This is a genomic window from Tatumella sp. UBA2305 (genome assembly GCF_002345795.1).
GTDB lineage: Bacteria > Pseudomonadota > Gammaproteobacteria > Enterobacterales > Enterobacteriaceae > Tatumella > Tatumella morbirosei.
The window spans coordinates 87760-113006 of record NZ_DDVT01000019.1 but is presented as its reverse complement, the minus strand read 5'-3'; the positions used below and the strand labels follow the sequence as shown (position 1 = coordinate 113006).

At 49.7% G+C, this 25247-nt stretch carries 24 protein-coding genes and 2 tRNA genes (1 of these 26 running past the window's edge); 1 reads left to right on the top strand and 25 read right to left on the bottom strand.

The window, feature by feature from the left end:
* From B3Z23_RS12465 to sdhC, 21 genes are all read right to left on the bottom strand, one after another.
* Positions 1-21, bottom strand: a tRNA-OTHER gene (locus B3Z23_RS12465) (it extends 108 nt beyond the left edge of the window).
* Positions 22-67: 46 nt separating this feature from the next.
* A tRNA-Lys gene (locus B3Z23_RS12460) sits at positions 68-143 on the bottom strand.
* A gap of 165 nt (positions 144-308) precedes the next feature.
* A complete protein-coding gene (cpoB, locus tag B3Z23_RS12455; protein ID WP_294910460.1) occupies positions 309-1103 on the bottom strand; it encodes a cell division protein CpoB in 795 nt (264 codons plus the stop codon).
* A 9-nt stretch (positions 1104-1112) separates the two neighbouring features.
* Positions 1113-1631: a peptidoglycan-associated lipoprotein Pal gene (pal, locus tag B3Z23_RS12450; protein ID WP_038019204.1), complete on the bottom strand. Its 519-nt coding sequence runs from the start codon at positions 1629-1631 to the stop codon at positions 1113-1115.
* A gap of 43 nt (positions 1632-1674) precedes the next feature.
* Positions 1675-2970: a Tol-Pal system beta propeller repeat protein TolB gene (tolB, locus tag B3Z23_RS12445; protein WP_294910457.1), complete on the bottom strand. Its 1296-nt coding sequence runs from the start codon at positions 2968-2970 to the stop codon at positions 1675-1677.
* Positions 2971-3083: 113 nt separating this feature from the next.
* Positions 3084-4418 (bottom strand): cell envelope integrity protein TolA, encoded by a 1335-nt coding sequence (tolA, locus tag B3Z23_RS12440; RefSeq protein WP_294910454.1) that lies wholly within the window; start codon positions 4416-4418, stop codon positions 3084-3086.
* 26 nt (positions 4419-4444) lie between these two features.
* Entirely contained in the window at positions 4445-4873 is a 429-nt protein-coding gene (gene tolR, locus B3Z23_RS12435; RefSeq protein ID WP_294910451.1) for a colicin uptake protein TolR, read from the bottom strand.
* Positions 4874-4887: 14 nt separating this feature from the next.
* Positions 4888-5574 carry a Tol-Pal system protein TolQ gene (gene tolQ, locus B3Z23_RS12430; protein ID WP_038019198.1) on the bottom strand — a complete coding sequence of 229 codons (687 nt, stop codon included), beginning with the start codon at positions 5572-5574 and terminating at the stop codon, positions 4888-4890.
* Positions 5571-5975: a tol-pal system-associated acyl-CoA thioesterase gene (gene ybgC / locus B3Z23_RS12425; RefSeq protein ID WP_294910449.1), complete on the bottom strand. Its 405-nt coding sequence runs from the start codon at positions 5973-5975 to the stop codon at positions 5571-5573. Before ybgC ends, tolQ begins: the two co-directional genes overlap by 4 nt.
* Before the next feature lie 282 nt (positions 5976-6257).
* Positions 6258-6554: a cyd operon protein YbgE gene (gene ybgE, locus B3Z23_RS12420; RefSeq protein ID WP_294910446.1), complete on the bottom strand. Its 297-nt coding sequence runs from the start codon at positions 6552-6554 to the stop codon at positions 6258-6260.
* Positions 6554-6664 carry a cytochrome bd-I oxidase subunit CydX gene (cydX, locus tag B3Z23_RS12415; protein WP_294910478.1) on the bottom strand — a complete coding sequence of 37 codons (111 nt, stop codon included), beginning with the start codon at positions 6662-6664 and terminating at the stop codon, positions 6554-6556. Before cydX ends, ybgE begins: the two co-directional genes overlap by 1 nt.
* 14 nt (positions 6665-6678) lie before the next feature.
* On the bottom strand, positions 6679-7818 hold the full coding sequence (gene cydB / locus B3Z23_RS12410; RefSeq protein WP_294910444.1) for a cytochrome d ubiquinol oxidase subunit II: 1140 nt from the start codon (positions 7816-7818) through the stop codon (positions 6679-6681).
* A 15-nt stretch (positions 7819-7833) separates the two neighbouring features.
* On the bottom strand, positions 7834-9402 hold the full coding sequence (gene cydA, locus B3Z23_RS12405) for a cytochrome ubiquinol oxidase subunit I (protein WP_294910442.1): 1569 nt from the start codon (positions 9400-9402) through the stop codon (positions 7834-7836).
* Between the two features lie 710 nt (positions 9403-10112).
* On the bottom strand, positions 10113-10988 hold the full coding sequence (gene sucD, locus B3Z23_RS12400) for a succinate--CoA ligase subunit alpha (protein ID WP_294910439.1): 876 nt from the start codon (positions 10986-10988) through the stop codon (positions 10113-10115).
* Positions 10988-12154, bottom strand: coding sequence for an ADP-forming succinate--CoA ligase subunit beta (gene sucC, locus B3Z23_RS12395; RefSeq protein ID WP_294910436.1), 1167 nt, complete (start codon positions 12152-12154; stop codon positions 10988-10990). The genes sucD and sucC overlap by 1 nt, the downstream gene beginning before the upstream one ends.
* Before the next feature lie 67 nt (positions 12155-12221).
* Positions 12222-13442, bottom strand: a complete 1221-nt coding sequence (gene odhB / locus B3Z23_RS12390) for a 2-oxoglutarate dehydrogenase complex dihydrolipoyllysine-residue succinyltransferase (RefSeq protein ID WP_294910433.1) — start codon at positions 13440-13442, stop codon at positions 12222-12224.
* A 15-nt stretch (positions 13443-13457) separates the two neighbouring features.
* Positions 13458-16265, bottom strand: coding sequence for a 2-oxoglutarate dehydrogenase E1 component (sucA, locus tag B3Z23_RS12385; protein ID WP_294910431.1), 2808 nt, complete (start codon positions 16263-16265; stop codon positions 13458-13460).
* 399 nt (positions 16266-16664) lie between these two features.
* Complete coding sequence (locus B3Z23_RS12380; RefSeq protein ID WP_294910428.1) at positions 16665-17378, bottom strand: succinate dehydrogenase iron-sulfur subunit; 714 nt, start codon at positions 17376-17378, stop codon at positions 16665-16667.
* Positions 17379-17395: 17 nt separating this feature from the next.
* The gene (gene sdhA, locus B3Z23_RS12375; RefSeq protein ID WP_038019167.1) at positions 17396-19162 is read right to left on the bottom strand and encodes a succinate dehydrogenase flavoprotein subunit; all 1767 of its coding nucleotides are present in this window, start codon (positions 19160-19162) and stop codon (positions 17396-17398) included.
* Positions 19163-19510 (bottom strand): succinate dehydrogenase membrane anchor subunit, encoded by a 348-nt coding sequence (sdhD, locus tag B3Z23_RS12370; protein WP_294910426.1) that lies wholly within the window; start codon positions 19508-19510, stop codon positions 19163-19165. It lies immediately after the preceding gene.
* Positions 19504-19893 (bottom strand): succinate dehydrogenase cytochrome b556 subunit, encoded by a 390-nt coding sequence (sdhC, locus tag B3Z23_RS12365; protein WP_294910424.1) that lies wholly within the window; start codon positions 19891-19893, stop codon positions 19504-19506. The genes sdhD and sdhC overlap by 7 nt, the downstream gene beginning before the upstream one ends.
* A gap of 594 nt (positions 19894-20487) precedes the next feature.
* Between sdhC and B3Z23_RS12360 the strand changes: the two genes are divergently transcribed.
* The gene (locus B3Z23_RS12360; protein ID WP_294910421.1) at positions 20488-21771 is read left to right on the top strand and encodes a citrate synthase; all 1284 of its coding nucleotides are present in this window, start codon (positions 20488-20490) and stop codon (positions 21769-21771) included.
* Between the two features lie 34 nt (positions 21772-21805).
* Here B3Z23_RS12360 and aroE read toward each other — a convergent pair whose 3' ends face one another.
* The 4 genes from aroE to pxpB form a co-directional block, all read right to left on the bottom strand.
* The gene (gene aroE / locus B3Z23_RS12355; protein ID WP_294910419.1) at positions 21806-22660 is read right to left on the bottom strand and encodes a shikimate dehydrogenase; all 855 of its coding nucleotides are present in this window, start codon (positions 22658-22660) and stop codon (positions 21806-21808) included.
* A 157-nt stretch (positions 22661-22817) separates the two neighbouring features.
* Positions 22818-23552, bottom strand: coding sequence for a 5-oxoprolinase subunit PxpA (gene pxpA, locus B3Z23_RS12350; protein ID WP_294910416.1), 735 nt, complete (start codon positions 23550-23552; stop codon positions 22818-22820).
* On the bottom strand, positions 23549-24478 hold the full coding sequence (pxpC, locus tag B3Z23_RS12345; RefSeq protein ID WP_294910414.1) for a 5-oxoprolinase subunit PxpC: 930 nt from the start codon (positions 24476-24478) through the stop codon (positions 23549-23551). The genes pxpA and pxpC overlap by 4 nt, the downstream gene beginning before the upstream one ends.
* Positions 24472-25128, bottom strand: coding sequence for a 5-oxoprolinase subunit PxpB (pxpB, locus tag B3Z23_RS12340; RefSeq protein WP_294910411.1), 657 nt, complete (start codon positions 25126-25128; stop codon positions 24472-24474). The genes pxpC and pxpB overlap by 7 nt, the downstream gene beginning before the upstream one ends.
* Positions 25129-25247 lie beyond the last annotated feature (119 nt).

Genomic DNA, 25247 nt, shown 5'->3' with positions numbered 1-25247 from the left:
TACCAACTGAGCTAACGACCCGTCACAAAAATACTTAAAAGAGTGGAAACATCACCATCTAAAAAGATGGTGGGTCGTGCAGGATTCGAACCTGCGACCAATTGATTAAAAGTCAACTGCTCTACCAACTGAGCTAACGACCCTCTTTTATTATTACCGGATGCTAATTGCTTATCACCCGGCAACGGCGGCATATATTACTGATTTAACTGGGTAGCGCAACCCTTATTTAAAAAAAACTGGTTGGTTGCTTACCTTTCACCCGATAAGACCTGAAATGGAACAATTCCCGGGCATAATGAGGTTCATTATCCCGCTGCCAGTCTTTTTTGTGCTGCTTTAGCCGGTGCTGTTCCCGGATAAAGTTTGATCACTTGCTGGAACACAGCTTTCGCTTTCGCGGTATCTTTTTTATCCTGCATCACTACACCCACCTTGTATAAAGCTTCCGGTGCCTTAGGTGATTTAGGGTAATTTTTAACCACGGTAGCAAAATAATATGCGGAATCATCTAACCGGCCTTTATTGTAATAAAGCTGGCCCAGCCAGTAATTTGCATTCGGCTGGTATGTGGAATCCGGATATTTTTTTACCCATGCCTGAAGAGCGGAGATCGCATCATCAAACTTTTTCTGTTTGAGGATCAAATCAACAGCCGCATTATAGTCGCTGTTTGCATCGCCAGACTGAGTTGCCTGAGCACTCCCTGCGGCAGGCGCTGCCGTCTGATCAGCGCCATTATCACCGCCGGCTGCCTTTACAGCTGCTGCAGAGCTCTGAGCAGAAGCATTATTACTGCTTAACGAATCAATCTGCTGATAGAGTTGTTTCTGCTGTTCTGCAAGCTGGTTTAGCTGATAGGAATTTTGCTGAATTTCGCCGCGAAGAGAATCAATGTCATTTTGGGTGTCACTGAGTTGCTGTTGCAACTGTTGCAGTAACTGAGCCTGAGCATTTGAAATACGTTCAAGGGTGGTGACCCGGTCATTTACCGAGCCAGAGCCAACGCTACTGATTGACGCCTGAGCATGAGCGGCCGGAATGGCCGCTACAGCAATCAGTAACGACAGACTCAGGGTATGAAGTCTGAAGTTACTAATCATATAAATCTCTTAGTAAACCAGTACGGCACGACGGTTTTTAGCCCATGCGGCTTCGTCATGACCCAGTACTGCGGGTTTCTCTTTACCGTAAGAAACGATAGACATTTGGTCTTCAGCTACGCCTTTGCCCTGCAGATACATTTTTACTGCATTTGCACGACGCTCACCCAGCGCGATGTTGTACTCAGGAGTACCACGCTCATCCGCATGACCTTCGATAGTCACTTTGTATGACGGGTTGCTACGCAGGAAGTTAGCATGCTGATCCAGCATCTGAGCGAACTCAGGCAGGATGTCATACTTGTCCAGACCAAAGTAAACAATATTGTTCTGCTGCAGCTGCTGCATTTGCAGACGAGCTTGCGCATCAGAAGACATATTGCCGCCGTTAGCGCCATTACCGTAAGCGCTGTCAGCACCCCCGGTAGTTGCACCGCTATCATTATCATTTTTATGAGAGCTACATGCAGCAACAGCCATTACAGGCAGAGCCAGCATTAACCCTTTCAGCAGTTTATTCAGTTGCATTTCAAAATCCTATTATAGTTTGCCATACATATTTACACATGCATCACAGATACGGAGACCAGGCAGGTGATGATACCTGTCCATCAGTCGCCGGAAGACGCGCTTTGAAACGCCCATCGATTGAAACCAACTGCAATACGGAACCATAACCCTGGGTAGAACTATAGATAACCATTGTGCCGTTAGGTGCAAGACTTGGCGTCTCGTCCAGATACGTGTCCGTTAATGTTTGAACGGCTCCCGTTTCCAGATCCAGTTTGGTGACATGCTGAGCACCGTTAGCAGTGCTAATCATCACCAGAAATTTACCATCCGGGGAGAGATCCGCATCCTGGTTCTGATTACCTTGCCAGGAGATACGTTGTGGTGCTCCACCGTTAATATTAATTTTATAAATCTGCGGACGACCCGCCTGATCCGAAGTATACGCCAGTGTCTGGCTATCCGGGAACCAGGTAGGTTCAGTACTGTTATAACGGGCATTAGTGACCTGATGAATCTGTCCTGAAGCCAGGTCCATGACATACAGGTTCAGGCTGCCAGTTTTAGATAATGCAAATGCCAGTTTAGTCCCGTCCGGAGAAAATGCCGGCGCACCGTTATGCCGTGGAAAATCGGCAATCATACGAACTGAGCTGTTAGAAAGCGTCTGAACGACCAGTGCAGAGCGCCCACTTTCAAAAGTGACATAGGCCAGTTTGCTGCCATCCGGTGACCATGCAGGAGACATTAAAGGCTCAGAAGAACGATGTACCACGAACTGGTTGTAGCCGTCATAATCCGCTACCCTCAGCTCCCATGGGTACTGACCGCCGTTGGTTTGCACTATATAAGCAATTCGGGTACGGAATGCCCCTTTAATACCTGTCAGTTTCTGGAAAACTTCATCACTCGCAGTATGGGCCGCATAACGTAACCATTGTTTGGTCACTTTATAGGAGTTCTGAGCTAACACAGTGCCCGGTGCCCCTGCAGTATCCACCAGCTGGTAAGAAACCTGATAGCTACCATCAGGGTTCCCCTGAACCTGGCCTACGACAACTGCATCAATACCCAGAGCAGACCATGCTGCAGGCTGCACAGCCTGAGCAGTCGTAGGTTGTTGTGGCAGACGAGAGCGATCCAGCGGATTAAATTTACCACTGTTTCTCAGGTCAGCAGCAATAATACCGCCGATGTCTTCAGGTGCCGCACCACTTCCTACCCACTGAAACGGAACCACACCAATTGGGCGTGCGGTGTTAACCCCCTGAGTGATTTCAATACGGACTTCGGCCTGCGAAACCACCGTCCACAGCAGCAGGAACACACTCAAGGTTATACGAAATGCATGCTTCATTTTCTCTCCCTTATCTGAACATTGTGTTCATGATAATTCGTATAAATTCCGATAATTATCTGACAAAAGTACGACTACCTCTGACAGCATAGTCGATACTTTCCCCGGCTTCACTATTGGGGTTTAAACACCAGTGTTGAATCTTTCACCTGCTCCCAGACTTCCTGGCTTGGTTTAGGGAACTGCGCCGTTTTCGCCGCAGTAATTGCGGCCTGGCATAATGCACTATCTCCACCTGCCGCAACTGCTGAAATCAAGGTTCCATTTGGCATCAGTTTTATATGTACATCACAGGTTTTGCCTGCGTAGCTATCAGGGTCGTAGAACCTGCTCTGAATAGCTGCCTGCACCTGGCTCATATAGCTGGAGATAGCTGCTCCTGAAGCCCCTGATTTTTTCTGGGTTCCCTGGCCGGCAGCTGAAGCCCCACCATGTTTACTGCTCTTAGGCGCATTCTTACCCGAAGCCAGCCCTCCCAGTAAGTCATCGACTTCACTGGATTGCTTAGCTGCTGCTGCGGCTTTAGCTTCAGCGGCAGCTTTAGCTTTAGCCTCTGCCGCTGCTTTGGCTTCTGCGGCGGCCTTCTCTTTTGCTTCTGCAGCAGCTTTAGCTTTGGCCTCAGCTGCGGCTTTCTGTTTAGCTTCAGCAGCGGCTTCAGCTTTGGCTTGCTGTTCGGCTTTTTCTTTTGCCTCTGCAGCAGCTTGTGCTTTAGCTTGCTGTTCTGCTTTCGCTTTAGCCTCGGCGGCAGCTTTTGCTTTTGCTGCAGCAGCATCTGCTTTGGCCTGCTCCTGAGCTTTTGCTTTGGCTTCAGCTGCAGCAGCTTTGGCTTGTTCCGCCGCTTTAGCTTTTGCTGCCGCGGCGGCGGCTTTTGCCTGTTGTTCCGCTTCAGCTTTTGCCTGGGCTGCTGCAGCTTTAGCCTGTTGGTCAGCCTGAGCTTTCGCTTCGGCTGCTGCAGCTTTAGCCTGCTGGTCAGCCTGAGCTTTCGCTTCGGCCGCTGCAGCTTTAGCCCGCTGGTCAGCCTGAGCTTTCGCTTCGGCCGCTGCAGCTTTAGCTTCCGCGGCTTTCTGCTGTTGTTCAGCCTCAGCTTTGGCTGCTGCAGCCTGTTCAGCCGCCTCTTTTGCTTCTTTTTCAGCCTGCTGCTTAGCTTCTTTCGCTTGTTCAGCGGCCTGTTTATCAGCTTGTTCCTGCGCCTGTTTTGCCGCAGCTTGTTGCTGTTGTTTTACGTCCGGTTGTTGAGATTGCTGAGCATTCTCACGATTGTACTGGTCAACGATGGCCCCTGGATCGACCATGACCGCATCGATGTCGCTTCCTCCCCCGCCACCGCTGGGTTGGATATTTTCGTCAAACGAACTAAAAATCAGTATCGCTATCACCAGAACATGCAGGGCAACGGATATGATTATTGCGCGTTTTAACTTATCGTTTTGTTCGGTTGCCTTCGACACTCTCGGTTCCCAAAAACGTATGATAATTAAATCGGTTGTGTCATCAGGCCTACTGACTTAACTCCTGCCTGATGCAGTAAATTCAAAGCCTTAATAATTTCATTGTAAGGCACTTCTTTAGCTCCACCGATCAAAAAGACACTTTTCGGGTTAGTTTCAAGAAGACGCTGTGCCTCACTGATAATCTGCTCTGGCGGGAGTTGTTCCAGACGTTGATGATCTTCAACGATGGTATATTGCCCGACACCAGAGACCTCCAGGATCACAGGCGGATTATCGTCCGTAGATACTGTCTTAGAGTCAGTAGCATCAGGCAGATCAACATTGACGCTCTGGGTAATGATCGGCGCTGTTGCCATAAATATCAGCAACAACACCAGCAATACATCCAGCAGCGGTACAATATTTATCTCTGACTTCAGGTCACGACGAGCGCGACCACGCGTTCTGGCCATGAGTCAACCTCTGCTTACTTAGTGCTTTCGCTGGTAAATGCCTGGCGATGCAGGATTGCGGTAAACTCTTCGGTAAAGTTGTCATAGCCCTGCTCCAGCTTATTCACTCTCTGGTTCAGACGGTTATAGGCCATTACCGCAGGGATCGCTGCAAACAAACCAATAGCCGTAGCGATCAGAGCTTCCGCAATACCCGGTGCGACCATTTGCAAGGTTGCTTGCTTAACAGCCCCTAACGCAATGAAGGCGTGCATAATTCCCCACACTGTGCCAAACAGACCAATATACGGGCTGATGGAGCCGACAGTCCCGAGGAACGGAATATGATTTTCCAGGCTCTCCAGTTCGCGATTCATAGAGATTCGCATCGCGCGGCTGGCACCTTCAACCACAGCCTCAGGAGCATGGCCGTTGGCACGATGCAGACGGGCAAATTCCTTAAAGCCGGCATAAAATATTTGTTCTGAACCATTCAGTTCTTCCCGGCGTCCCTGGCTTTCCTGGTATAAACGGGAGAGATCGACACCCGACCAGAATTTGTCTTCAAACGCTTCGGCTTCACGACCTGCGGCATTAAGGATGCGAGTTCGTTGAATAATGATGGCCCACGAAACAATCGAAAAACCAATCAAAATCAACATAATGAATTTGACCAGAAGGCTTGCCTTCAGGAACAAATCAAGGATGTTCATGTCAGTCACTGCTTGAACTCCGCGACAATGGACTTAGGAAGCGCAATAGGCTTCATACGGTGTGTGTTGATACAGGCAATAAGAACTTCTGCTTCATTAATCAGCTTGCCCTCTGAATTTAGCATTCGCTGCCGGAAGGTCATAGTCGCACGTCCCAACTCGCTGACTTCACTCTCAATTTGCAGTAAGTCATCAAGCCGGGCCGCAGCAATATAATCCACCGTCAAACGCCGTACCACAAATGCCACCTGTTGTTCTAACAGCGTTTGCTGTGTAAAACCGCACTGGCGCAACATTTCGGTCCGGGCTCGTTCATAGAAAGCAATATAACTGGCGTGGTAAACCACCCCGCCCGAATCGGTGTCTTCGTAATAGACTCTGACCGGCCAATGAAACAGTAAGTTACTCACCCTACATCCTGGTATTAAGTTAAACCAGCATACTATACGCAAGTGAAATGGGGTTTGGAATGGGACAATCCTGACCTGTGAAAATAATTATTTCTGCTGACACACTACCGCGATGAGGACGGTACAAATCTGACAAAACCTTAAGTTTTTTTACCTTGTAGTGCAATTATCAGAGTGAAACTGCGGAGAGTCATGCCGGAACAAACAAAAACCCCGCTCTGAGCGATGCGGGGTGAAATATCTTATTACTCTTATGACCGGACGGGAAACGTCTGATGCCTGTCAAAACACAAAGTAACGTAACAGTGCAGCCAGCAGGATCATCCAGGCAATCAGCGGATTAAAGACCACTTTCCAGAGCGTTGAGCGAATCACGAACCCGGAACCATGAATCACCCCGCTGCATACCGCCCAAATCAACGCTAATCCCCACAGGGTGTTGTGTATTCCGGGAGACAATGCAATACGTGCCGGGTTCCACAGAATACAGCCAGCGATTAGCAACGCCGCACAGAGTGAAAGGCCCCGTAGCAGGGCCTTATCTGTCAGGTTATATAACCTGCCTGCCATTTGCTGCATCAGGATTGCTCGTCCTCATGCCCTTTGCTGACATTTTCGAGTGCCAGCGCAGTCATGATGCCGAAAGAACAAGCCAGCAGCGTGCCAAGTATCCAGGCAAAATACCACATCATTGACCTCTCTTTTAATACAGTGAATGACTATTACGTTCGATGTCATCTTTAGTGATACGACCATACATTTTGTAGTAGCACCATGCGGTGTAAGCCAGTATCAGCGGTACAAAGATAATGGCCGCAAATGTCATGGTGGTCAGCGTACGCAGACTTGACGTTGCATCCCACATGGTCAGACTCATTCCCGGATTAGTGTCCGAAGGCATAATGAACGGGAACATAGCCACACCGGCGGTCATGATAACGCAGGCAATTGTCAGTGATGAGAAAATGAATGCCCATGCACCTTTATTCATCCGTGAGCACAATACCGTCAGTAATGGTAAAACGACTCCCAGCACCGGGAAGACCCACAGCACAGGCGACGCTTTGAAATTAGCCATCCATGCTCCGGTTTCTCTGACAACATCTTTTCCAACAGGGTTGGATGCCGCATGATGGTCAATCACACTTTTCACGACATAGCCTTCAATTCCATAGGCTACCCAGATCCCGGCGAGTACGAAACAGACCAGCATAATCAGTGTGGTAATCTGAGTCATACTGCGGCTGCGCAGGTACAACTCACCGGTGGTACGCATCTGCAAATAGGCAGCACCCTGGGTCAGGATCATCATCAGACTGACAATGCCTGCCAGCAGTGCAAACGGATTGAGCAACATAAAGAAATTGCCGGTATAAAACAGCCGCAGGTATTCATCCATATGGAAGGGTACGCCCTGCAACAGGTTACCGAATGCCACACCAATCACCAGTGGAGGCACAAAGCTTCCAATGAAGATCCCCCAGTCCCACATCCCTCTCCAACGGCTGTCAGCCAGTTTTGAGCGGTAGTCAAAACCAATCGGCCGGAAGAACAGTGATGCCAGAACCAGAATCATTGCGATGTAAAATCCGGAAAAGGCAGCGGCATAAACTGTCGGCCATGCGGCAAACAGCGCTCCGCCTGCTGTAATCAGCCATACCTGGTTACCATCCCAGTGTGGGGCAATACTGTTGATCATTATCCGACGATCAATATCTGTTCGTCCGATAATGCGGCTGAGCATTCCCACCCCCATATCAAAACCATCGGTGACGGCAAACCCGATCAATAACACCCCGACCAACAGCCACCAGACAAAGCGCAAAACTTCATAATCAAACATGTGAGCTCTCCTGAGTTATCGTGCCGGCTGCGTAGTTGCTGACAACTTCTCGTGATGATAACGGCCAGTTTTCAGACTACTCGGACCCAGTCGTGCAAATTTGAACATCAGGTACATTTCCGCCACCAGGAACAGGGTATACAAGCCGCAAATCAATCCCATTGAAAACAACAGGTCTCCTGCCGTTAACGACGAATTTGCTACCGCGGTAGGTAATACCTCGCCGATAGCCCATGGTTGGCGTCCATATTCAGCCACAAACCAGCCAGACTCGACGGCAATCCAGGGTAACGGAATGCCGTATAATGCTGCTTTAAGCAACCAGCGGCTTTTACCAATACGGTTACGTAGGACACTCCAGAAAGAGATCGCAATGACTGCCAGTAATAACACACCACACAACACCATAATACGGAAGGCAAAATAGAGTGGAGCAACCTGTGGAATTGAGTCTTTGGTCGCTTTGGCAATATCAGCTTCGGTGGCATCCGTGACATTTGGGGTATAGCGTTTCAGCAATAATCCATAACCCAGATCTTTTTTAGTCTGATTAAACTCAGCACGCACCGTTGGATCCTGGCTGCCGTTTCTCAGTTCATTCAGTAAGGCATAGGCCTTCATGCCGTTACGGATTCTGACTTCATGCTGCGCCAGCAGATCTTTTAACCCTGTCACTGGAGTATCCACCGAACGTGTAGCAATCAACCCAAGCAGGTAAGGTATCCGGATGGAGTAGTTATTCTTCTCTGTCTGCTGGTCAGGAATACCAAACAGAGTAAAGGAAGCCGGAGCAGGTTGAGTCTCCCATTCAGCTTCGATGGCCGCCAGCTTGGTTTTCTGCACATCACCAATTTCATAACCTGATTCATCACCCAGGATAATCACTGATAATACCGCCGCCATTCCGAAGCTTGCCGCAATCGCAAATGAACGTTTCGCGAAAGCAATATCCCGCCCTTTCAGCAGGTAGTAAGCACTGATCCCAAGAATAAACATCGCTCCGGTGGTATAGCCCGCAGCGACGGTATGCACAAATTTGACCTGTGCCACCGGATTCAACACTAGCTCAGAGAAACTCACCATCTCCATACGCATGGTTTCAAAGTTAAATTCTGAGGCAACCGGATTCTGCATCCATCCGTTAGCGACCAGAATCCACAGGGCGGACATATTCGAACCCAATGCCACCAGCCAGGTCACAGACAAATGTTGTACTTTTCCCAGCCGGTCCCAACCGAAAAAGAATAAACCCACAAACGTAGATTCGAGGAAGAACGCCATCAAACCTTCGATGGCCAGCGGCGCACCAAAGATATCTCCGACATAATGGGAATAATATGACCAGTTTGTCCCGAACTGAAATTCCATCGTCAATCCGGTAGCAACACCGAGGGCGAAGTTTATCCCAAACAGTTTGCCCCAGAATTTCGTCATATCTTTATAAATTTGTTTGCCGCTCAATACATATACTGTTTCCATGATAGCCAGTAAAAACGCCATACCTAACGTTAGTGGCACAAACAGAAAGTGGTACATTGCAGTCAAGGCAAACTGTAGGCGAGACAGTTCGACGATATCAAACATCCTGACTCCTTGCTCATTTTAATAAATAATTCTCATCAGATAACAAATGGTTGCTTCCGGTCGTCAGAGAATAAGCCGTTACTTTTAGCGGTTAATGGTTCGTCCGGTACTCCGGCAGTTAATTAACCGGTTATTCAGCGTCAACCTTGGATATCGGCAGGCTGGCAGGTGATACCTGGCATCCTTCTGGTCTCCTCAGCAGTTCTTCAGGCGTAAATAATTGATTTTTATCAAACAGTAATTAATGGAATAAACTAAAAGAAAAAACCAAATTGACCTAAGACAATTTAATCCGAAATGCTTATTTATAGCCAGCGGATAAAATAGATATAAATCACGGTTTATTGATCTAAATCGTTATTTGTCGATAAAAAGTTTGTTAGATCAAAACTTACTCTGCATAACAATCAAAAATCCAGAGAGCAGTATAAGAGAACCATTCAGTTCCGTTGAAAAACAAAGGAGGTAGCTTAAATTTCGCAATTCATTAACCACAGAACAAATCTTAGTGCATTACGATTAATTTTGATATATTTCCTTTACAGTTTAATTTCATTTAAACAACAAATAAACATCGCGATTTACTGAGTGAATTTTTCCTTTATGATTACAATTAGTTAATTTTCATCACTCAGTAAAATACGTCTGCCCTGCCAGTCAAAAAAAACCACCGGTCACTCAGACCGGTGGTTTTTCAATACCACGACTCATTAGCGGGCAGGTAATACCGATTTCACCGCATCACCAATGTCTGCCAGGCTATGAACGGTTTTCACGCCAGCCGCTTCCAGCGCAGCAAACTTCTCATCTGCAGTCCCTTTACCCCCGGCGATAATGGCACCCGCATGGCCCATACGCTTACCTTTAGGCGCAGTCACACCAGCGATATAGCTGACAACCGGCTTGGTCACATGCTCTTTGATAAAGGCTGCAGCTTCTTCTTCAGCACTTCCGCCAATTTCACCAATCATGACGATGGCTTCGGTCTGAGGATCCTGTTCAAACATTTTCAGGATGTCGATAAAGTTTGATCCCGGAATCGGGTCACCACCGATCCCAACACAGGTAGACTGACCATAGCCAATGTCGGTTGTTTGCTTAACCGCTTCATAGGTCAGTGTTCCGGAGCGGGACACAATACCCACACGGCCTGGCAAATGGATATGACCCGGCATAATACCGATTTTACACTCACCAGGAGTAATAACCCCCGGGCAGTTTGGACCGATCATTCTCACGCCCGCTTCATCCAGCTTCACTTTAACGGTCAGCATATCCAGGGTTGGAATACCTTCAGTGATGGTGATGATCAGTTTAATACCGGCATCAATAGCTTCAAGGATACTGTCTTTACAGAAAGGTGCCGGAACATAAATAACCGACGCGGTAGCTCCGGTCTGCTCTACGGCTTCACGCACGGTATTGAATACCGGCAGTCCCAGGTGTGTGGTTCCGCCTTTACCCGGCGTAACCCCCCCTACCATCTGAGTACCATAAGCAATTGCCTGTTCAGAGTGGAATGTCCCCTGTCCGCCAGTGAATCCCTGACAAATAACTTTAGTATTTTTATCGATCAGAATTGACATTATTTGCCCTCCGCGGCTGCAACCACGCGTTGAGCCGCGTCTGTCAGACTGGTTGCTGCAATAATATTTAAACCACTTTCTGCCAGCTTTTTCGCGCCAAGCTCTGCGTTGTTTCCTTCCAGACGTACCACCACCGGCACGCTAACGCCCACTTCGGCAACAGCACCGATAATACCGTCAGCAATCAGATCGCAACGCACAATGCCACCGAAGATGTTAACAAACACGGCTTTCACGGCACTGTCGGACAGGATAATTTTAAAGGCTTCGGTCACACGCTCTTTCGTTGCTCCACCACCAACATCCAGGAAGTTAGCTGGCTGACCGCCATGGTGTTTAACGATATCCATAGTACCCATTGCCAGTCCGGCACCATTGACCATACAGCCAATGTTGCCTTCCAGAGCCACATAGTTCAGTTCCCACTGCGCAGCCTGAGCTTCACGGGCATCTTCCTGACTTGGATCGTGCATTTCACGCAGTTCTGGCTGACGGAACATCGCGTTACTGTCGATGCTTAATTTGCCGTCCAGACAGATCAGATCACCGGTTTTGGTGATCACCAGCGGGTTGATTTCAACCAGTGCCAGATCACGCTCCAGGAACAGAGTAGCCAGCCCCATATAGATCTTAGCGAACTGGCTGACTTGTTTACCCTGCAAACCCAGTTTAAAGGCCAGTTCACGACCCTGATAAGGCATCGGGCCAGTCAGTGGATCAAGCGCCATTTTATGGATCAGATGCGGAGTCTCTTCAGCCACCTTTTCGATTTCAACACCGCCTTCGGTAGAAGCCATAAACACAATGCGACGACTACTGCGATCGACTACCGCTCCCAGGTACAGCTCTTTATCAATATCCGTCGCAGCTTCCACCAGAATCTGGTTAACCGGTTGACCCGCGGCATCGGTCTGGTAAGTCACCAGATTTTTACCTAACCAGCTCTCCGCAAATGCGCGAATATCTTCTTTGCTGTTGACGACTTTAACGCCACCCGCTTTACCACGTCCGCCGGCATGGACCTGACATTTTACCACCCACGGGCCGGCACCGATTTTCGACGCAGCTTCTTCGGCTTCACGTGGCGTTGTGCAGGCATACCCAACAGGAGCAGGTAAACCGTACCGGGCAAACAGTTGTTTTGCCTGATATTCATGTAGATTCATGATGTTCTGTCCATTCAGTTCTGAAAAGAAAAAAAACAGGCGCGTCTCAGACGCGCCAGGCTAAAAATCAGACATCCAGCAACAGGCGCGCCGGATCTTCCAGCAGCTCTTTAATCGCTACCAGATAACCCACAGACTCGCGTCCGTCGATTAAACGGTGATCGTAAGAAAGAGCCAGATACATCATCGGCAGGATAACGACCTGGCCGTTGACCGCCATAGGACGATCTTTAATGGCGTGCATCCCAAGGATGGCACTCTGTGGCGGGTTAATAATTGGCGTAGACATTAACGAACCGAATACCCCACCGTTGGTAATCGTAAAGTTACCCCCGGTCAGCTCTTCAACAGTCAGTTTGCCGTCACGACCTTTAATCGCCAGCTCTTTAATTTTCTTCTCAATTTCCGCCATGCTCAGTGCGTCTACGTCACGTAATACCGGGGTTACCAGACCACGAGGGGTGGAGACTGCAATACTGACATCGAAATAGTTGTGGTAAACGACATCATCGCCATCGATGGAAGCATTGACTTCCGGATAACGTTTCAGAGCCTCGACCACCGCTTTGATGTAGAAAGACATAAAGCCAAGACGCACACCGTGACGCTTCTCAAAAGCTTCACCATACTGTTTTCTGAGATTCATAATCGGCTGCATGTTAATTTCATTGAAGGTCGTTAACATGGCGGTGCTGTTTTTGGCTTCCAGCAGGCGTTCTGCCACACGTTTACGCAAACGTGTCATTGGAACGCGTTTTTCACTGCGATTTGCCAGAGCGGGTTGTGCAGCAGGGGCGTCGCTGGCTGCTGCCGGTTTTTCCTGCTTCCGCTGACCTGCGAGGTGTTTCTCAATATCTTCACGGGTCAGACGACCACCGACACCGCTACCTTTAATTTGTGAAGCATCCAGAGAATGCTCTGCAATCAGACGGCGGATAGCCGGGCTCAGGCTGTCGTTGGACTCATCTTCCAGTGAAGCAGTCTGACGCTGAGCCGGAGTCGATTCTGCGGCCTCGGTTTTCACCGCAGATTCTTTACCATTACTGTTACCTTCTTTCAGCCTACCCAATAGCTGACGTGAAGTAACTGTCGCGCCTTCGTCTTCCAGTACCGCTTCCAAAACACCGTCTGCCACAGCCGGTACTTCCAGAATAACTTTGTCGGTTTCAATTTCTACCAGCACTTCATCGCGCTGGACGCTATCGCCCGGTTTTTTATGCCAGGTAGCCACGGTGGCATCGGCAACAGATTCCGGTAAATCGGGAACGAGAATATCTAAGCTACTCATTATCTTTCCTTATAATCAATCGACGTTCAGCGCATCATTTACCAGCTCTTGCTGCTGCTGCTGGTGAACAGACATATACCCCACAGCAGGCGAGGCTGATGCAGGACGACCTGCATAGCGCAATGACGCTCCCTGCGGAACAACTTCACGGAAATTATGCTGACTGGAATACCACGCCCCCTGATTCAGCGGCTCTTCCTGACACCACACAAAATCGGTGACATGTGAATAAGATTGCAGGATTTCCTGCACAACCTGATGCGGGAACGGATACAGTTGCTCGATACGAATAATGGCGACATCCTGCTGACCATTCTTACGACGCTGCTCAAGTAAATCGTAATAAACCTTACCGGCGCACATCACCACCCGACGGACATTTTCCGGATCCAACTCATCAATTTCGCCAATCGCCGGCATGAAACAACCCTCTGCCAGTTCATCCAGCCCGGACACCGCCAGCGGATGACGCAGCAAAGATTTTGGTGACATCACTATCAGTGGACGTCGCATACCGCGCAACGCCTGACGACGTAGCATGTGATAAACCTGAGCCGGTGTAGATGGCACACAAACCTGCATATTCTGTTCAGCACAGAGCTGCAGATAGCGCTCAAGGCGGGCTGATGAGTGTTCCGGCCCCTGCCCCTCATAGCCATGCGGCAGTAACATCACCAGACCACACATCCGACCCCACTTCTGCTCACCGGAACTGATGAACTGATCAATCACCACCTGAGCGCCGTTAGCAAAGTCACCAAACTGAGCTTCCCAGATAGTCAGAGTGCGGGGTTCCGCAGTAGCGTAACCATACTCAAAGGCCAGTACCGCTTCTTCAGACAATACGGAGTCCCAGACTTTAAATTTGCCCTGGCCATTGTGGACATGTTGCAGCGGAGTATAGGTAGAACCGTTAATCTGGTTATGGATCACCGCGTGACGGTGGAAAAAGGTCCCGCGCCCGGTGTCTTCACCTGACAAACGAATCGGCACCCCTTCATCGACCAGTGTGGCATAGGCCAGGTTTTCAGCCCCTCCCCAGTCGAAGGGTTTACTGCCTTCGGCCATTTCCTGACGATCACGGTAGATTTTCAGTACCCTTGACTGAGCTTCAATACCTTCAGGGATCTGACTGATCCGCCGAGCCAGCTCCTGTAACCGTTTTTTATCCACGGTTGCCGGATAGGTTTCATCCCACTCATGGTTAAGATACGGTGACCAGGTATAAGTATTGAGACTCATTGGCCGCCACTCTTCGACTACACACTCTCCGGCGTCGAGGGCATCACGGTACAGGTTGACCATTTCCGTCGCATCTTCACCGTTGATCACCCCTTCTTCCTGCAGGCGATCGGCATAAATTTTACGAGGGGTCGGATGTTTTTTGATTTTCTTATACATGATCGGCTGAGTCGCACTTGGCTCATCAGCTTCGTTATGTCCATGACGGCGGTAGCACACCAGATCAATAAACACGTCACGTTTAAAGGTATTACGATAATCCAGAGCCAGACGGGTGACGAAAGCCACCGCTTCCGGATCGTCCGCATTCACGTGAAAAATCGGCGCCAGCACCATTTTCCCGATATCAGTGCAATAAGGAGTTGAGCGGGCATCATGCGGGTTAGAGGTGGTGAATCCCACCTGATTATTAATCACAATCCGCACAGTTCCGCCCACTTCATAGCCGCGGGCCTGAGACATATTCAGGGTTTCCTGAACGACGCCCTGGCCAGTGACTGCAGCATCACCGTGAATAGTGACAGGCAGAACCTGATCAATAGAGGGTTGAGCCAGACGGTCCAGACGCGCCCTTACAGAACCCATGACTACCGGACTGACAATTTCCAGATGCGACGGGTTGAAAGCCAGAGCCAGATGCACCAGTCCGCCTTCTGTTTCGACGTCTGACGAGAAGCCCATATGGTATTTGACATCACCGGTGCCCAGATGCTCTTTGTGCTTTCCGGCAAACTCGTCAAACAAATCCTGAGTTTTCTTACCCAGAACGTTAATCAGTACGTTCAGACGACCACGGTGAGCCATCCCCAGAACCATTTCTTTGGTACCGTGTTTTCCTGCGTGACGAATCATTTCACGCAACAAAGGAATTAACGCATCACCACCTTCCAGTGAGAAACGTTTAGCACCCGGAAATTTTGCCCCAAGATATTTTTCCATACCTTCGGCCGCCGTCAGCTCTTTCAGAAAGCCTTTTTTCTCGGCCTGAGTAAAGCTGGCATGCCCCACCACCGATTCAATCCTTTGCTGGATCCAACGTTTTTCTTCGGTGTTGTTAATATGCATATACTCAGCACCGATCGAACCACAATAGGTTTGTTTCAGTGCTTCATATAAATCGGCAAGTTTCATGGTGTCTTTGCCAATGGCAAAGGAACCCACGTTAAAGGTTTCGCCGAAATCTTCTGCGGTCAGCTCGTGAAATGCCGGGTCCAGATCGGGGACCGGTTCCTGTTTCCACAGTCCCAGTGGGTCAAGATTAGCCTGCTGATGTCCACGAAACCGGAAAGCATTGATTAACTGTAATACTTTTACCTGCCGTGAATTAGCTGCCGGGTCGGTGACAGAGGAAGTATAGCGGGTGGAATCTTTCGCCAGCCTGCGGAAATAATCACGGGTCGTCGAATGAAACTGTTCCGGACGAAGGTCATTTGCAGGGAATTGATCAAACAGTTCCCGCCAGACAGGTTCCACAGAATCGGGGCTGGTGAGGTAATCCTCATACAACTGTTCTATGTATGACTGGTTCGCGCCCGCCAGCCAGGAAGAATCCAGCCAGGGTTTCATTGCACTGTTCTGCATGGTGATCCCTTATGCATTATCATGCTTTTCGTAGTTGTTGTTGCCGTTTTCACGGATGTTCCGGGACAATGCGCCGGCCGATGAATGCCATTCCGCAGTAAATTCTGCATGTGAGTCCATCCATTCATCTCAGACACCCAGTCAGGAGCTAACCTTTCTCCTGAACGACCGCCTGAGATAGGCGTCACCTTATTTTATACCATTAAACAAGGTGTTATGGACATGCGAGATTACTTTCAACAGTCACACTGCCTCTCAGGTTCAACGAAGCGAACACAGAAATTCTTCCTTTGTCCGCAAGGGAACCTTTGTAAACCCTTTACCAGCCTGCCAGGGAGATAAAAGATTTAAAGAGGTTTCCATAAAGTACCGGGAAGCACAGGCTTCCCGGTAGCAACTTCAGGCACCACGTTGCAACAGCATAGACTTAATATGGCCAATTGCGCGGGTAGGGTTCAGTCCTTTCGGACAAACGTTCACACAATTCATAATGCTATGACAGCGGAAAACACTGAATGCATCATCCAGTTCATCCAGACGCGCATCGGTTTCAGTATCGCGGCTGTCGATCAGGAAGCGATAAGCCGCCAGCAAACCTGCAGGTCCGACAAATTTGTCCGGGTTCCACCAGAATGACGGACAGGACGTTGAGCAACAGGCGCACAGGATACATTCATACAATCCGTCCAGGTGAGCACGCTCATCAGGAGATTGCAGATTTTCACGGGCCGGTGGATTACGGTCGTTATTTTGCAGGAACGGTTTAATTTTCTCGTACTGAGCGTAAAACTGCCCCATATCCACCACCAGGTCACGAATGACCGGTAGCCCCGGTAAAGGACGGATAACAATTTTCCCTTTCCCACGCAACGTTGAAACCGGCGTAATACATGCCAGACCATTTTTACCGTTCATATTCAGGCCATCGGAACCACAGACCCCTTCACGGCAGGAGCGACGAAAAGCCAGCGTCGGGTCCTGTTCTTTCAGGCGGATCAGCGCGTCCAGCAACATCATATCCCTGCCTTCTTCTGCCTCCAGCGTGTAATCCTGCATCCTTGGGGCATCATCAACTTCAGGGTTATACCGGTACAGCGAAAATTCTAGTTTCATTCGTTTCTCTCCACCGATTAATAAGTACGGATTTTCGGCGGAAACGCCGGACGTAACTTAGGCTGCATGTTGACTTCGCGTCTGGTCATGCTCTCGGTTTGTGGCAAATACAGGCTATGGCACAACCAGTTTTCATCATCCCTGTCCGGGAAGTCGAAGCGACTGTGGGCACCACGGCTTTCAGTACGATAGTTCGCTGCCACTGCGGTGGCGTACGCAGTTTCCATCAGATTATCCAGCTCCAGACACTCAACACGTTGGGTGTTGAAATCCGGGGAACGATCATCAAGACGCGCTGATTTGAGACGTTCGCGAATCTGTTTCAGCTCTTCCAGGCCTTTTGCCATCGCATCACCTTCACGGAATACCGAGAAGTTATGCTGCATACAGGTTTGCAGGGCTTTGCGGATTTCCGCAGGATCTTCACCGGAGGTGTTATTATCCCAACGCTGATAGCGCGCCAGAGCCGCATTGATCTCTTCTTCGCTGGCATCAGCCAGAGGGCCCTGTTCTTCAATACATTCAAGTAAATGCAGTCCGGCTGCACGACCAAACACCACCAGGTCCAGCAGGGAGTTACCGCCCAGACGGTTTGCACCATGTACAGAAACACAGGCAATTTCACCCACCGCAAATAGCCCCGGAATCACCACATCATTGCCATTCTCGTCGATATTCAGTGCCTGGCCTGTCACCCGGGTCGGAATACCGCCCATCATATAGTGACAGGTTGGGATCACCGGAATCGGTTCCTTGACCGGATCGACATGAGCAAAGGTACGGGACAACTCCAGAATCCCGGGTAAACGAGACTCCAGAACTTCCTTGCCTAAATGGTCAAGTTTCAGTTTCAGGTGAGGTCCCCACGGACCATCACAACCACGGCCTTCACGAATCTCAATCATCATGGAACGGGCAACCACATCACGGCCAGCCAGGTCTTTGGCATTCGGTGCATAACGCTCCATAAAACGCTCACCGTGCTTATTCAGCAAATACCCACCTTCCCCGCGGCAACCTTCTGTCACCAAAACACCGGCACCTGCAATACCTGTCGGATGGAACTGCCACATCTCCATATCCTGAACCGGGACTCCGGCACGCAGCGCCATTCCGACCCCGTCTCCGGTGTTAATATGCGCATTAGTGGTTGACTGATAAATACGTCCGGCACCGCCAGTCGCCAGGATGGTCGCTTTCGCCTTGAAATAGACCACTTCTCCGGTTTCGATACAGAGTGCTGTACAACCGACGATGGCACCTTCGTGGTTTTTTACCAGGTCCAGTGCATACCATTCGGAGAAAATGGTGGTTTTATTCTTCAGGTTCTGCTGATACAGAGTGTGTAATAAGGCGTGACCGGTACGGTCAGCGGCCGCTGCAGTCCGGGCTGCCTGCTCACCGCCAAAATTTTTTGATTGTCCGCCGAACGGGCGTTGATAGACACGGCCATCATCCAGACGGGAAAACGGCAGCCCCATATGCTCCAGTTCCAGAATAGCTTCCGGTCCGGTTTTACACATATATTCGATAGCATCCTGGTCACCGATGTAATCAGACCCTTTTACAGTGTCGTACATGTGCCATTCCCAGTTATCTTCATGGGTGTTCCCCAGCGCGACGGTGATACCGCCCTGCGCAGATACTGTATGCGAACGGGTAGGAAAAACTTTTGATAACAGGGCACAGCTTTGCCCTGACTGAGAAATCTGTAGTGCTGCACGCATACCTGCGCCGCCGGCACCAATCACTACGGCATCAAACTCTCTGACTGGCAAACTCATTTACACACCCCACACGATAATCGTTCCGTAAATCGCATACGTTAATAACGCCAGGACGACCAGGCCCTGCACTACCAGCCGTAATGCTACATTTTTGACATAATCGGTCAGCACCTGCCACATACCGATCCAGCCATGAATCAGAATCGAAAATAACGTCAGAAGAGTGAATACACGGGTAAAGGTTGCAGAGAAGAAACTGTGCCAGACATCAAAGGTGATGTGGCTGGTAAAGATAAAGAAACCCAGTATATAGACCACATAGAGGGCAATGACGATAGCAGCACCCCGCAGCAGTAACCAGTCGTGAATACCGTTACGGCCCAGTGCAGACGCGTTAGTTACCATAAAAGAACTCCCGCCAGAACAGAAAGAACAACAGTGATTCCAAAAGTCACCTGAGCAGAACGAGTACCCGCAGCCAGGGTTTCTTCCAGAAAACCAAAATCCATCAACAGATGGCGAATACCGCCGGCAATGTGATACGCCAGTGCCGTCAGAATGCCCCAGACAATGAACCTGACCACAAAACCACTCATAATGGCTGCAGCCTGTTGAAAACCTTCAGGGGAGGAGAGAGATAATCCAAGTAACCAGAGCAGGATACCGACAGCGACAAAAGTAATCACGCCGGATACGCGGTGGAGGATGGACGCTATTGCAGTCAAGGGAAGCTTGATCGTTGAGAGATCAAGATTGACAGGTCTTTGTTTTTTCAAGGTTTTGCCCACACAGCTCTTTATTATTTTAGCTTCCTCCGGTCCTGCAGGAACGTAAAAATCAGCCTGTAGCCTGACTTTTCCGACCCCCTGACAGTAACATCCAGTGTTAAATGACGCGTAAAAACGCTGGGTGACTCCTGATTGCAGGTAATTCCGGAGACCTTCATAAAGTATAGGTTGATCACATTCTGATTACAATTACCCTACAAACTGTTTGGGTAAATTTCGGCAGAAGGGTGATCACCATCACGATACTAACAACCTGGCCGATACCTCCCAGCCAATTTACATTAAACAAACATTTTTTTCACATATTTGTTCGGGAAATCGTTATCATAGTCCTACGTTGATCAGGATAGACTTTCCGATAACCGTACGTTATATAACTGTTCGGAAGCACATCGCTTAGGCAATTATTATAGAGACATCTCAATGCCAAAATTCAGCGGGCAATCACAATCATAGACCTTCCTGCGGTCACAGGTTTTTTAAAAAATGTAATCGACCTGAGCAGTAATGTAATGTGAGGTATGTTTTTTAGGCCAGTATTGCGCATATTTTGGCGTTCTTGATGGTTGCAATGAGACGCTAAAGGAGACCAAAATGACAGACAAGAAAGTGACGTTAACCCTGGAGGGAACAACGTCTGTAGAGCTCGATGTCCTCAAAGGTACACTGGGCCAGGATGTGGTAGATGTTCGTGCTCTTGGGAACAGCGGATTATATACTTTTGACCCGGGTTTTACTTCCACCGCGTCCTGTGAATCAAAGATCACTTTCATCGATGGTGATGAGGGGATTCTGTTACATCGTGGTTACCCTATTTCACAATTAGCGACAAATTCCACCTACCTGGAAGTCTGTTATATCCTGCTGTACGGTGAGGCTCCGACTCCTGAACAGTATGAGCAATTCAAAATTACTGTCACCCGCCATACCATGATTCATGAGCAGATCACCCGGCTGTTCCACGGATTTCGCCGTGATTCACACCCGATGGCGGTGATGTGCGGGGTAACCGGTGCTCTGGCCGCATTTTATCATGACTCGCTGGATGTCAATAACCAGCGTCACCGTGATATTGCTGCTTACCGTTTGCTGTCAAAAATGCCAACCGTTGCTGCGATGTGCTACAAATATTCGCTTGGACAGCCGTTTATCTATCCACGTAATGACCTCTCTTACGCCGGTAACTTCCTGCATATGATGTTTGCCACCCCGTGCGAAGACTATGTGGTGAATCCGGTGCTGGAAAGAGCGATGGACAGAATCCTGATTCTGCACGCCGATCATGAGCAAAATGCCTCGACTTCTACCGTCCGCACCGCGGGTTCCTCCGGAGCAAACCCGTTTGCCTGTATCGCCGCAGGGATAGCTTCATTATGGGGACCGGCGCATGGCGGTGCCAACGAAGCGACTCTGCGAATGCTGGAAGAGATTGAAACCGTCGACCATATTCCGGAATTTATTCGTCGCGCCAAAGATAAAAACGATTCATTCCGTCTGATGGGCTTTGGTCACCGGGTCTATAAAAATTATGATCCGCGAGCTACCGTGATGCGTGAAACCTGTCACGAAGTGCTGAAAGAACTGAATATGAAGGATGACCTGCTGGAAGTGGCAATGGCTCTTGAACATATCGCGCTCAACGACCCGTACTTTATTGAACGTAAACTGTACCCGAACGTCGATTTCTATTCAGGTTTGATCCTCAAGGCCATGGGTATCCCAACGTCCATGTTTACGGTGATTTTCGCCATGGCCCGGACCGTAGGCTGGATAGCCCACTGGATTGAAATGCATGAAGAAGGTATGAAAATCGCCCGTCCACGTCAGTTGTATACTGGTTACACCGAACGTGAATTCCAGTCCAGACTGAAAAAATAAGCCGGTGAAGGTGCCCTGAGGCACCTTCTTTCTGTCAGCCGGTAAACAGTGTTTGCAGAACTTTGCGCATCGGTGCTTTATCGGCTGTGGTATCAAACCAGTAAGCCAGATTCAATGCTCCCTGATTCACCAGCATATTTAACCCGTTAAGCGTCCGACAGCCTTTGTCGGAAGCCGCTCGCAACAGAGCTGTCTGCGGTGGATTAGGAATAACATCGGCAACAAATAATTCCTCAGACAGGCTATCGGTATCGATATCCGGCATGGCTTCAGCATCATCAAGCCCGACTGACGTGGCGTTCACCAGAATATCGAAATTTTTATCCACCTTCAGTCCGGGAGACCATTCAACGTAGGTCGCAGTCGCATCGGTATTGGCATTGATAAGTTCAGCCAAATCCTCACCCTTAGCTTTATCACGATTAATGATGGTGATTTCGCTGACGCCCGCCAGGGCTGATTCAACCGCTATAGCCCGCGCTGCCCCTCCGGCCCCCAGCAGAGCAAGTTTTTTACCTTCCGGGTCAATTTGCTGTTTCAGTGCTTCCACAAATCCTTTACCGTCGGTGTTTTCTCCCGTCAGCTTACCCTTACGGATAATGACACAGTTAACCGCGCCGATAACTTTGGCCGATGTTCCCACCTCATCAATGTAACTCAAAATGGCTTGTTTATTTGGAATAGAACAATTGAACCCGCGCCATCCCATCGCTTTCGCTCCGGCAACAGCCATTTCCAGCTGGTGTTTACCGACATCGCAGTTAATATAGCGGGCATTGATACCCTGATGTCGATAAGCCTCCTCCATCATTGCCACAGTCGGATTTTCATTGCAGGGAGAGGAAAAAGAACCGGTAAGTTCGCTGAGAAAATTTTGTTGTTCAGCCATTATTTGCTCCTGAATTTTATCGGGCCATTTAAGGGTTGGACAAAATAATAAGACCTTCTGTCTGAATAATTAGCTTATTGATCATAGCATTAATTGAGGATACCCGCCAAACTCCGGCTTCCCTGCCGGCAATGTCTGACAACCAGCGAAGACATTATTATGCAGAAATACTAATGTTTTCGCGTTGAAAGGCATGTTTCAGTTCGCGGGCAAATTCCAGAGCATGCTCACCATCACCATGCAGGCAAACTGTTTCAGCTTTCACTTTGACCCGTTCTCCACTCACCGCGACAACTTCTCCACGGCTGACCATCATCAGTGTCTGGGCGATAGCCTGCTCAGCATTGCTCAGCAAATCTCCGGGCTGCCCACGAGGTACCAGCTGGCCGTTGGCAGTATAGCCTCTGTCAGCAAAGACTTCCTCACGGGTAGTCAGGCCATAGTGGCGACCCGCCTTAATCAGTTCACTGTTAGCCAGCCCAACCAGTACCAGTTGTGGGTCGAATGCCGCCACAGCACGAGCAATGGCATCTGCCAGTTGAGGCTCACGGGCGGCCTGGTTATACAGCATACCATGAGGTTTCACATGGAATAATCGGGTTCCCTCACTGACAGCCATTGCCTGTAATGCGCCAATCTGGAACAGTTGCTGTGCATAAATGTCAGCCGGTGGAAGTGTCATGGCTGTCCTGCCGAAATTTTCCCTGTCAGGAAATGAGGGATGAGCACCGATTTTTACCTGATACTCTTTCGCCCAGCGCACTGACTGCAACATCGTCTGAGCATCTCCGGCATGAAAACCGCAGGCTATATTGGCTGAGCTCACCAGTTGCAATAACTGCTGATCGAATTTACCGCCTTCGCCAAGGTCGGCATTTAAATCTATTTTCATGAACCGATAAGTCCCCATTTCATCATATCCAGGGCATGCTGCTGGTGCTGTTTCGCCTGCCTGGCTTCGTCTAACGTACAGTAAATAAAGTGAACCGGTTCACCCGGACGAATTTGCGCCAGATGATATAAGTCGGCAGAGATAACCACCCCGATACGTGGATATCCGCCGGTGGTCTGTGCATCTGACATCAGAACCACAGGCTGCCCGCCATTGGTCACCTGAATGGTGCCAGGAATGACCGCATGCGATAGTAACTCTCTTGGTTTACTGCGTTGCAGGGTGCGCCCCTGTAACCGGTACCCCATCCGGTTGCTCTGCGGTGACAGTACCCAGCCGGTTCTCCAGAACGCCTGTTGCGCTTCCCGGCTGAATTCCCGGTATTCCGGTCCTGGTAGCACACGGATGCGGTTCCCCCACAGTAATTGCCTGACACCGACACTCTTCGAAAAATTACGCGTAGGTAAATTAAGCGGTAGCATATCTCCGTCGCGAAGATATCTGCCCTGCCAGCCCCCAAAACCACCTTTCACATCTGTACTGCATGACCCCATCACCGGCGGAATATCGAATCCGCCATTGACGGCCAGATAACTACGAACCCCGCGGATAGCGCGGGTTAATGTCAGAACCTGCCCTTGCCTGGCGGGAATTCTCCAGCCGGTCCAGACTGCTTTGCCATCCAGTTCCGCATGACAACCAGCCCCGGTGAGAGCAAACCAACTGTCACGTTCAAAGCGAAACTGGCACTGCCCCAGCGTAATTTCTAACACCGCACTATCAGCGGCATTGCCCGCCAGCAGATTTGCAGTCTCCATCGCCGGTCTGTCCATCACACCGGTAAGACTGATTCCTGACTGACCGTAGCCCGGGCGTCCGGCATCCTGTACTGATGTCGCCATCCCGGCACGAATGACAGTTAACATTGCCCCTCCTTTTGCGGAACAAAACGTACATGGTCTCCCGGAGCAAGCAGAACCGGAGGCGTACGTTGCGGCATAAACAGTGACACAGTGGTTCTGCCTATCAGTTGCCATCCTCCCGGCGCCACCAGCGGATAAATTCCCGTCTGGCTGCCACCGATTCCGACACTTCCTGCAGCGACAGCAACACGGGGTTCATCCCGACGCGGGCAGTGAATTTTAGGATCAAGTCCGGCAAGATAAGGAAAACCCGGTTGAAAACCGATGCAATACACGGTGTAAAGGGCTGAACTGTGTAGTTCAACCACCTGAGAGGCTGAAAGCTGGCAGCGACGGGCGACCTCCTGCAGGTCCGGCCCGGCTTCTTTGCCGTAAATGACCGGAATATCCACAGTGCGCGAAGGCGGGACCTCCACCTCACTCTCCTCCCACCAGCTATTTAATTGCAGTAACAGCGCACTGACATCATCAGGAATATCATGGAAGATGACCGTCAGGTTATTCATGCCAGGCACGACTTCACGTACCTTTTCGAGCGAAGAAAGACGACGAGCTAAGCCCCATATCCGTTGCTGGGCTTCGAGCGTCACCGGAGGGGACAATTCCATAACCGCGGCCTGCTCACCCAGCATATAAAATCTGATTTGCTGCACTACCCTGCCTCCACTAAGATCCTTACGACCTGACTCTGAGACGGCAGCCGGCCTGCGCCAGAATGACCGCACTGAACAGATCTGTTGCTTACGTTATCCGCAACCCGGCGAGAAGTGTC

Coding starts and splice junctions, on each gene's coding strand:
- cpoB (WP_294910460.1), bottom strand. CDS start 1,103: ATGATTAGTAACTTCAGACTTCATACCCTGAGTCTGTCGTTACTGATT.
- pal (WP_038019204.1), bottom strand. CDS start 1,631: ATGCAACTGAATAAACTGCTGAAAGGGTTAATGCTGGCTCTGCCTGTA.
- tolB (WP_294910457.1), bottom strand. CDS start 2,970: ATGAAGCATGCATTTCGTATAACCTTGAGTGTGTTCCTGCTGCTGTGG.
- tolR (WP_294910451.1), bottom strand. CDS start 4,873: ATGGCCAGAACGCGTGGTCGCGCTCGTCGTGACCTGAAGTCAGAGATA.
- ybgE (WP_294910446.1), bottom strand. CDS start 6,554: ATGCAGCAAATGGCAGGCAGGTTATATAACCTGACAGATAAGGCCCTG.
- cydX (WP_294910478.1), bottom strand. CDS start 6,664: ATGTGGTATTTTGCCTGGATACTTGGCACGCTGCTGGCTTGTTCTTTC.
- cydB (WP_294910444.1), bottom strand. CDS start 7,818: ATGTTTGATTATGAAGTTTTGCGCTTTGTCTGGTGGCTGTTGGTCGGG.
- cydA (WP_294910442.1), bottom strand. CDS start 9,402: ATGTTTGATATCGTCGAACTGTCTCGCCTACAGTTTGCCTTGACTGCA.
- sucD (WP_294910439.1), bottom strand. CDS start 10,988: ATGTCAATTCTGATCGATAAAAATACTAAAGTTATTTGTCAGGGATTC.
- sucC (WP_294910436.1), bottom strand. CDS start 12,154: ATGAATCTACATGAATATCAGGCAAAACAACTGTTTGCCCGGTACGGT.
- odhB (WP_294910433.1), bottom strand. CDS start 13,442: ATGAGTAGCTTAGATATTCTCGTTCCCGATTTACCGGAATCTGTTGCC.
- sucA (WP_294910431.1), bottom strand. CDS start 16,265: ATGCAGAACAGTGCAATGAAACCCTGGCTGGATTCTTCCTGGCTGGCG.
- B3Z23_RS12380 (WP_294910428.1), bottom strand. CDS start 17,378: ATGAAACTAGAATTTTCGCTGTACCGGTATAACCCTGAAGTTGATGAT.
- sdhA (WP_038019167.1), bottom strand. CDS start 19,162: ATGAGTTTGCCAGTCAGAGAGTTTGATGCCGTAGTGATTGGTGCCGGC.
- sdhD (WP_294910426.1), bottom strand. CDS start 19,510: ATGGTAACTAACGCGTCTGCACTGGGCCGTAACGGTATTCACGACTGG.
- B3Z23_RS12360 (WP_294910421.1), top strand. CDS start 20,488: ATGACAGACAAGAAAGTGACGTTAACCCTGGAGGGAACAACGTCTGTA.
- aroE (WP_294910419.1), bottom strand. CDS start 22,660: ATGGCTGAACAACAAAATTTTCTCAGCGAACTTACCGGTTCTTTTTCC.
- pxpA (WP_294910416.1), bottom strand. CDS start 23,552: ATGAAAATAGATTTAAATGCCGACCTTGGCGAAGGCGGTAAATTCGAT.
- pxpC (WP_294910414.1), bottom strand. CDS start 24,478: ATGTTAACTGTCATTCGTGCCGGGATGGCGACATCAGTACAGGATGCC.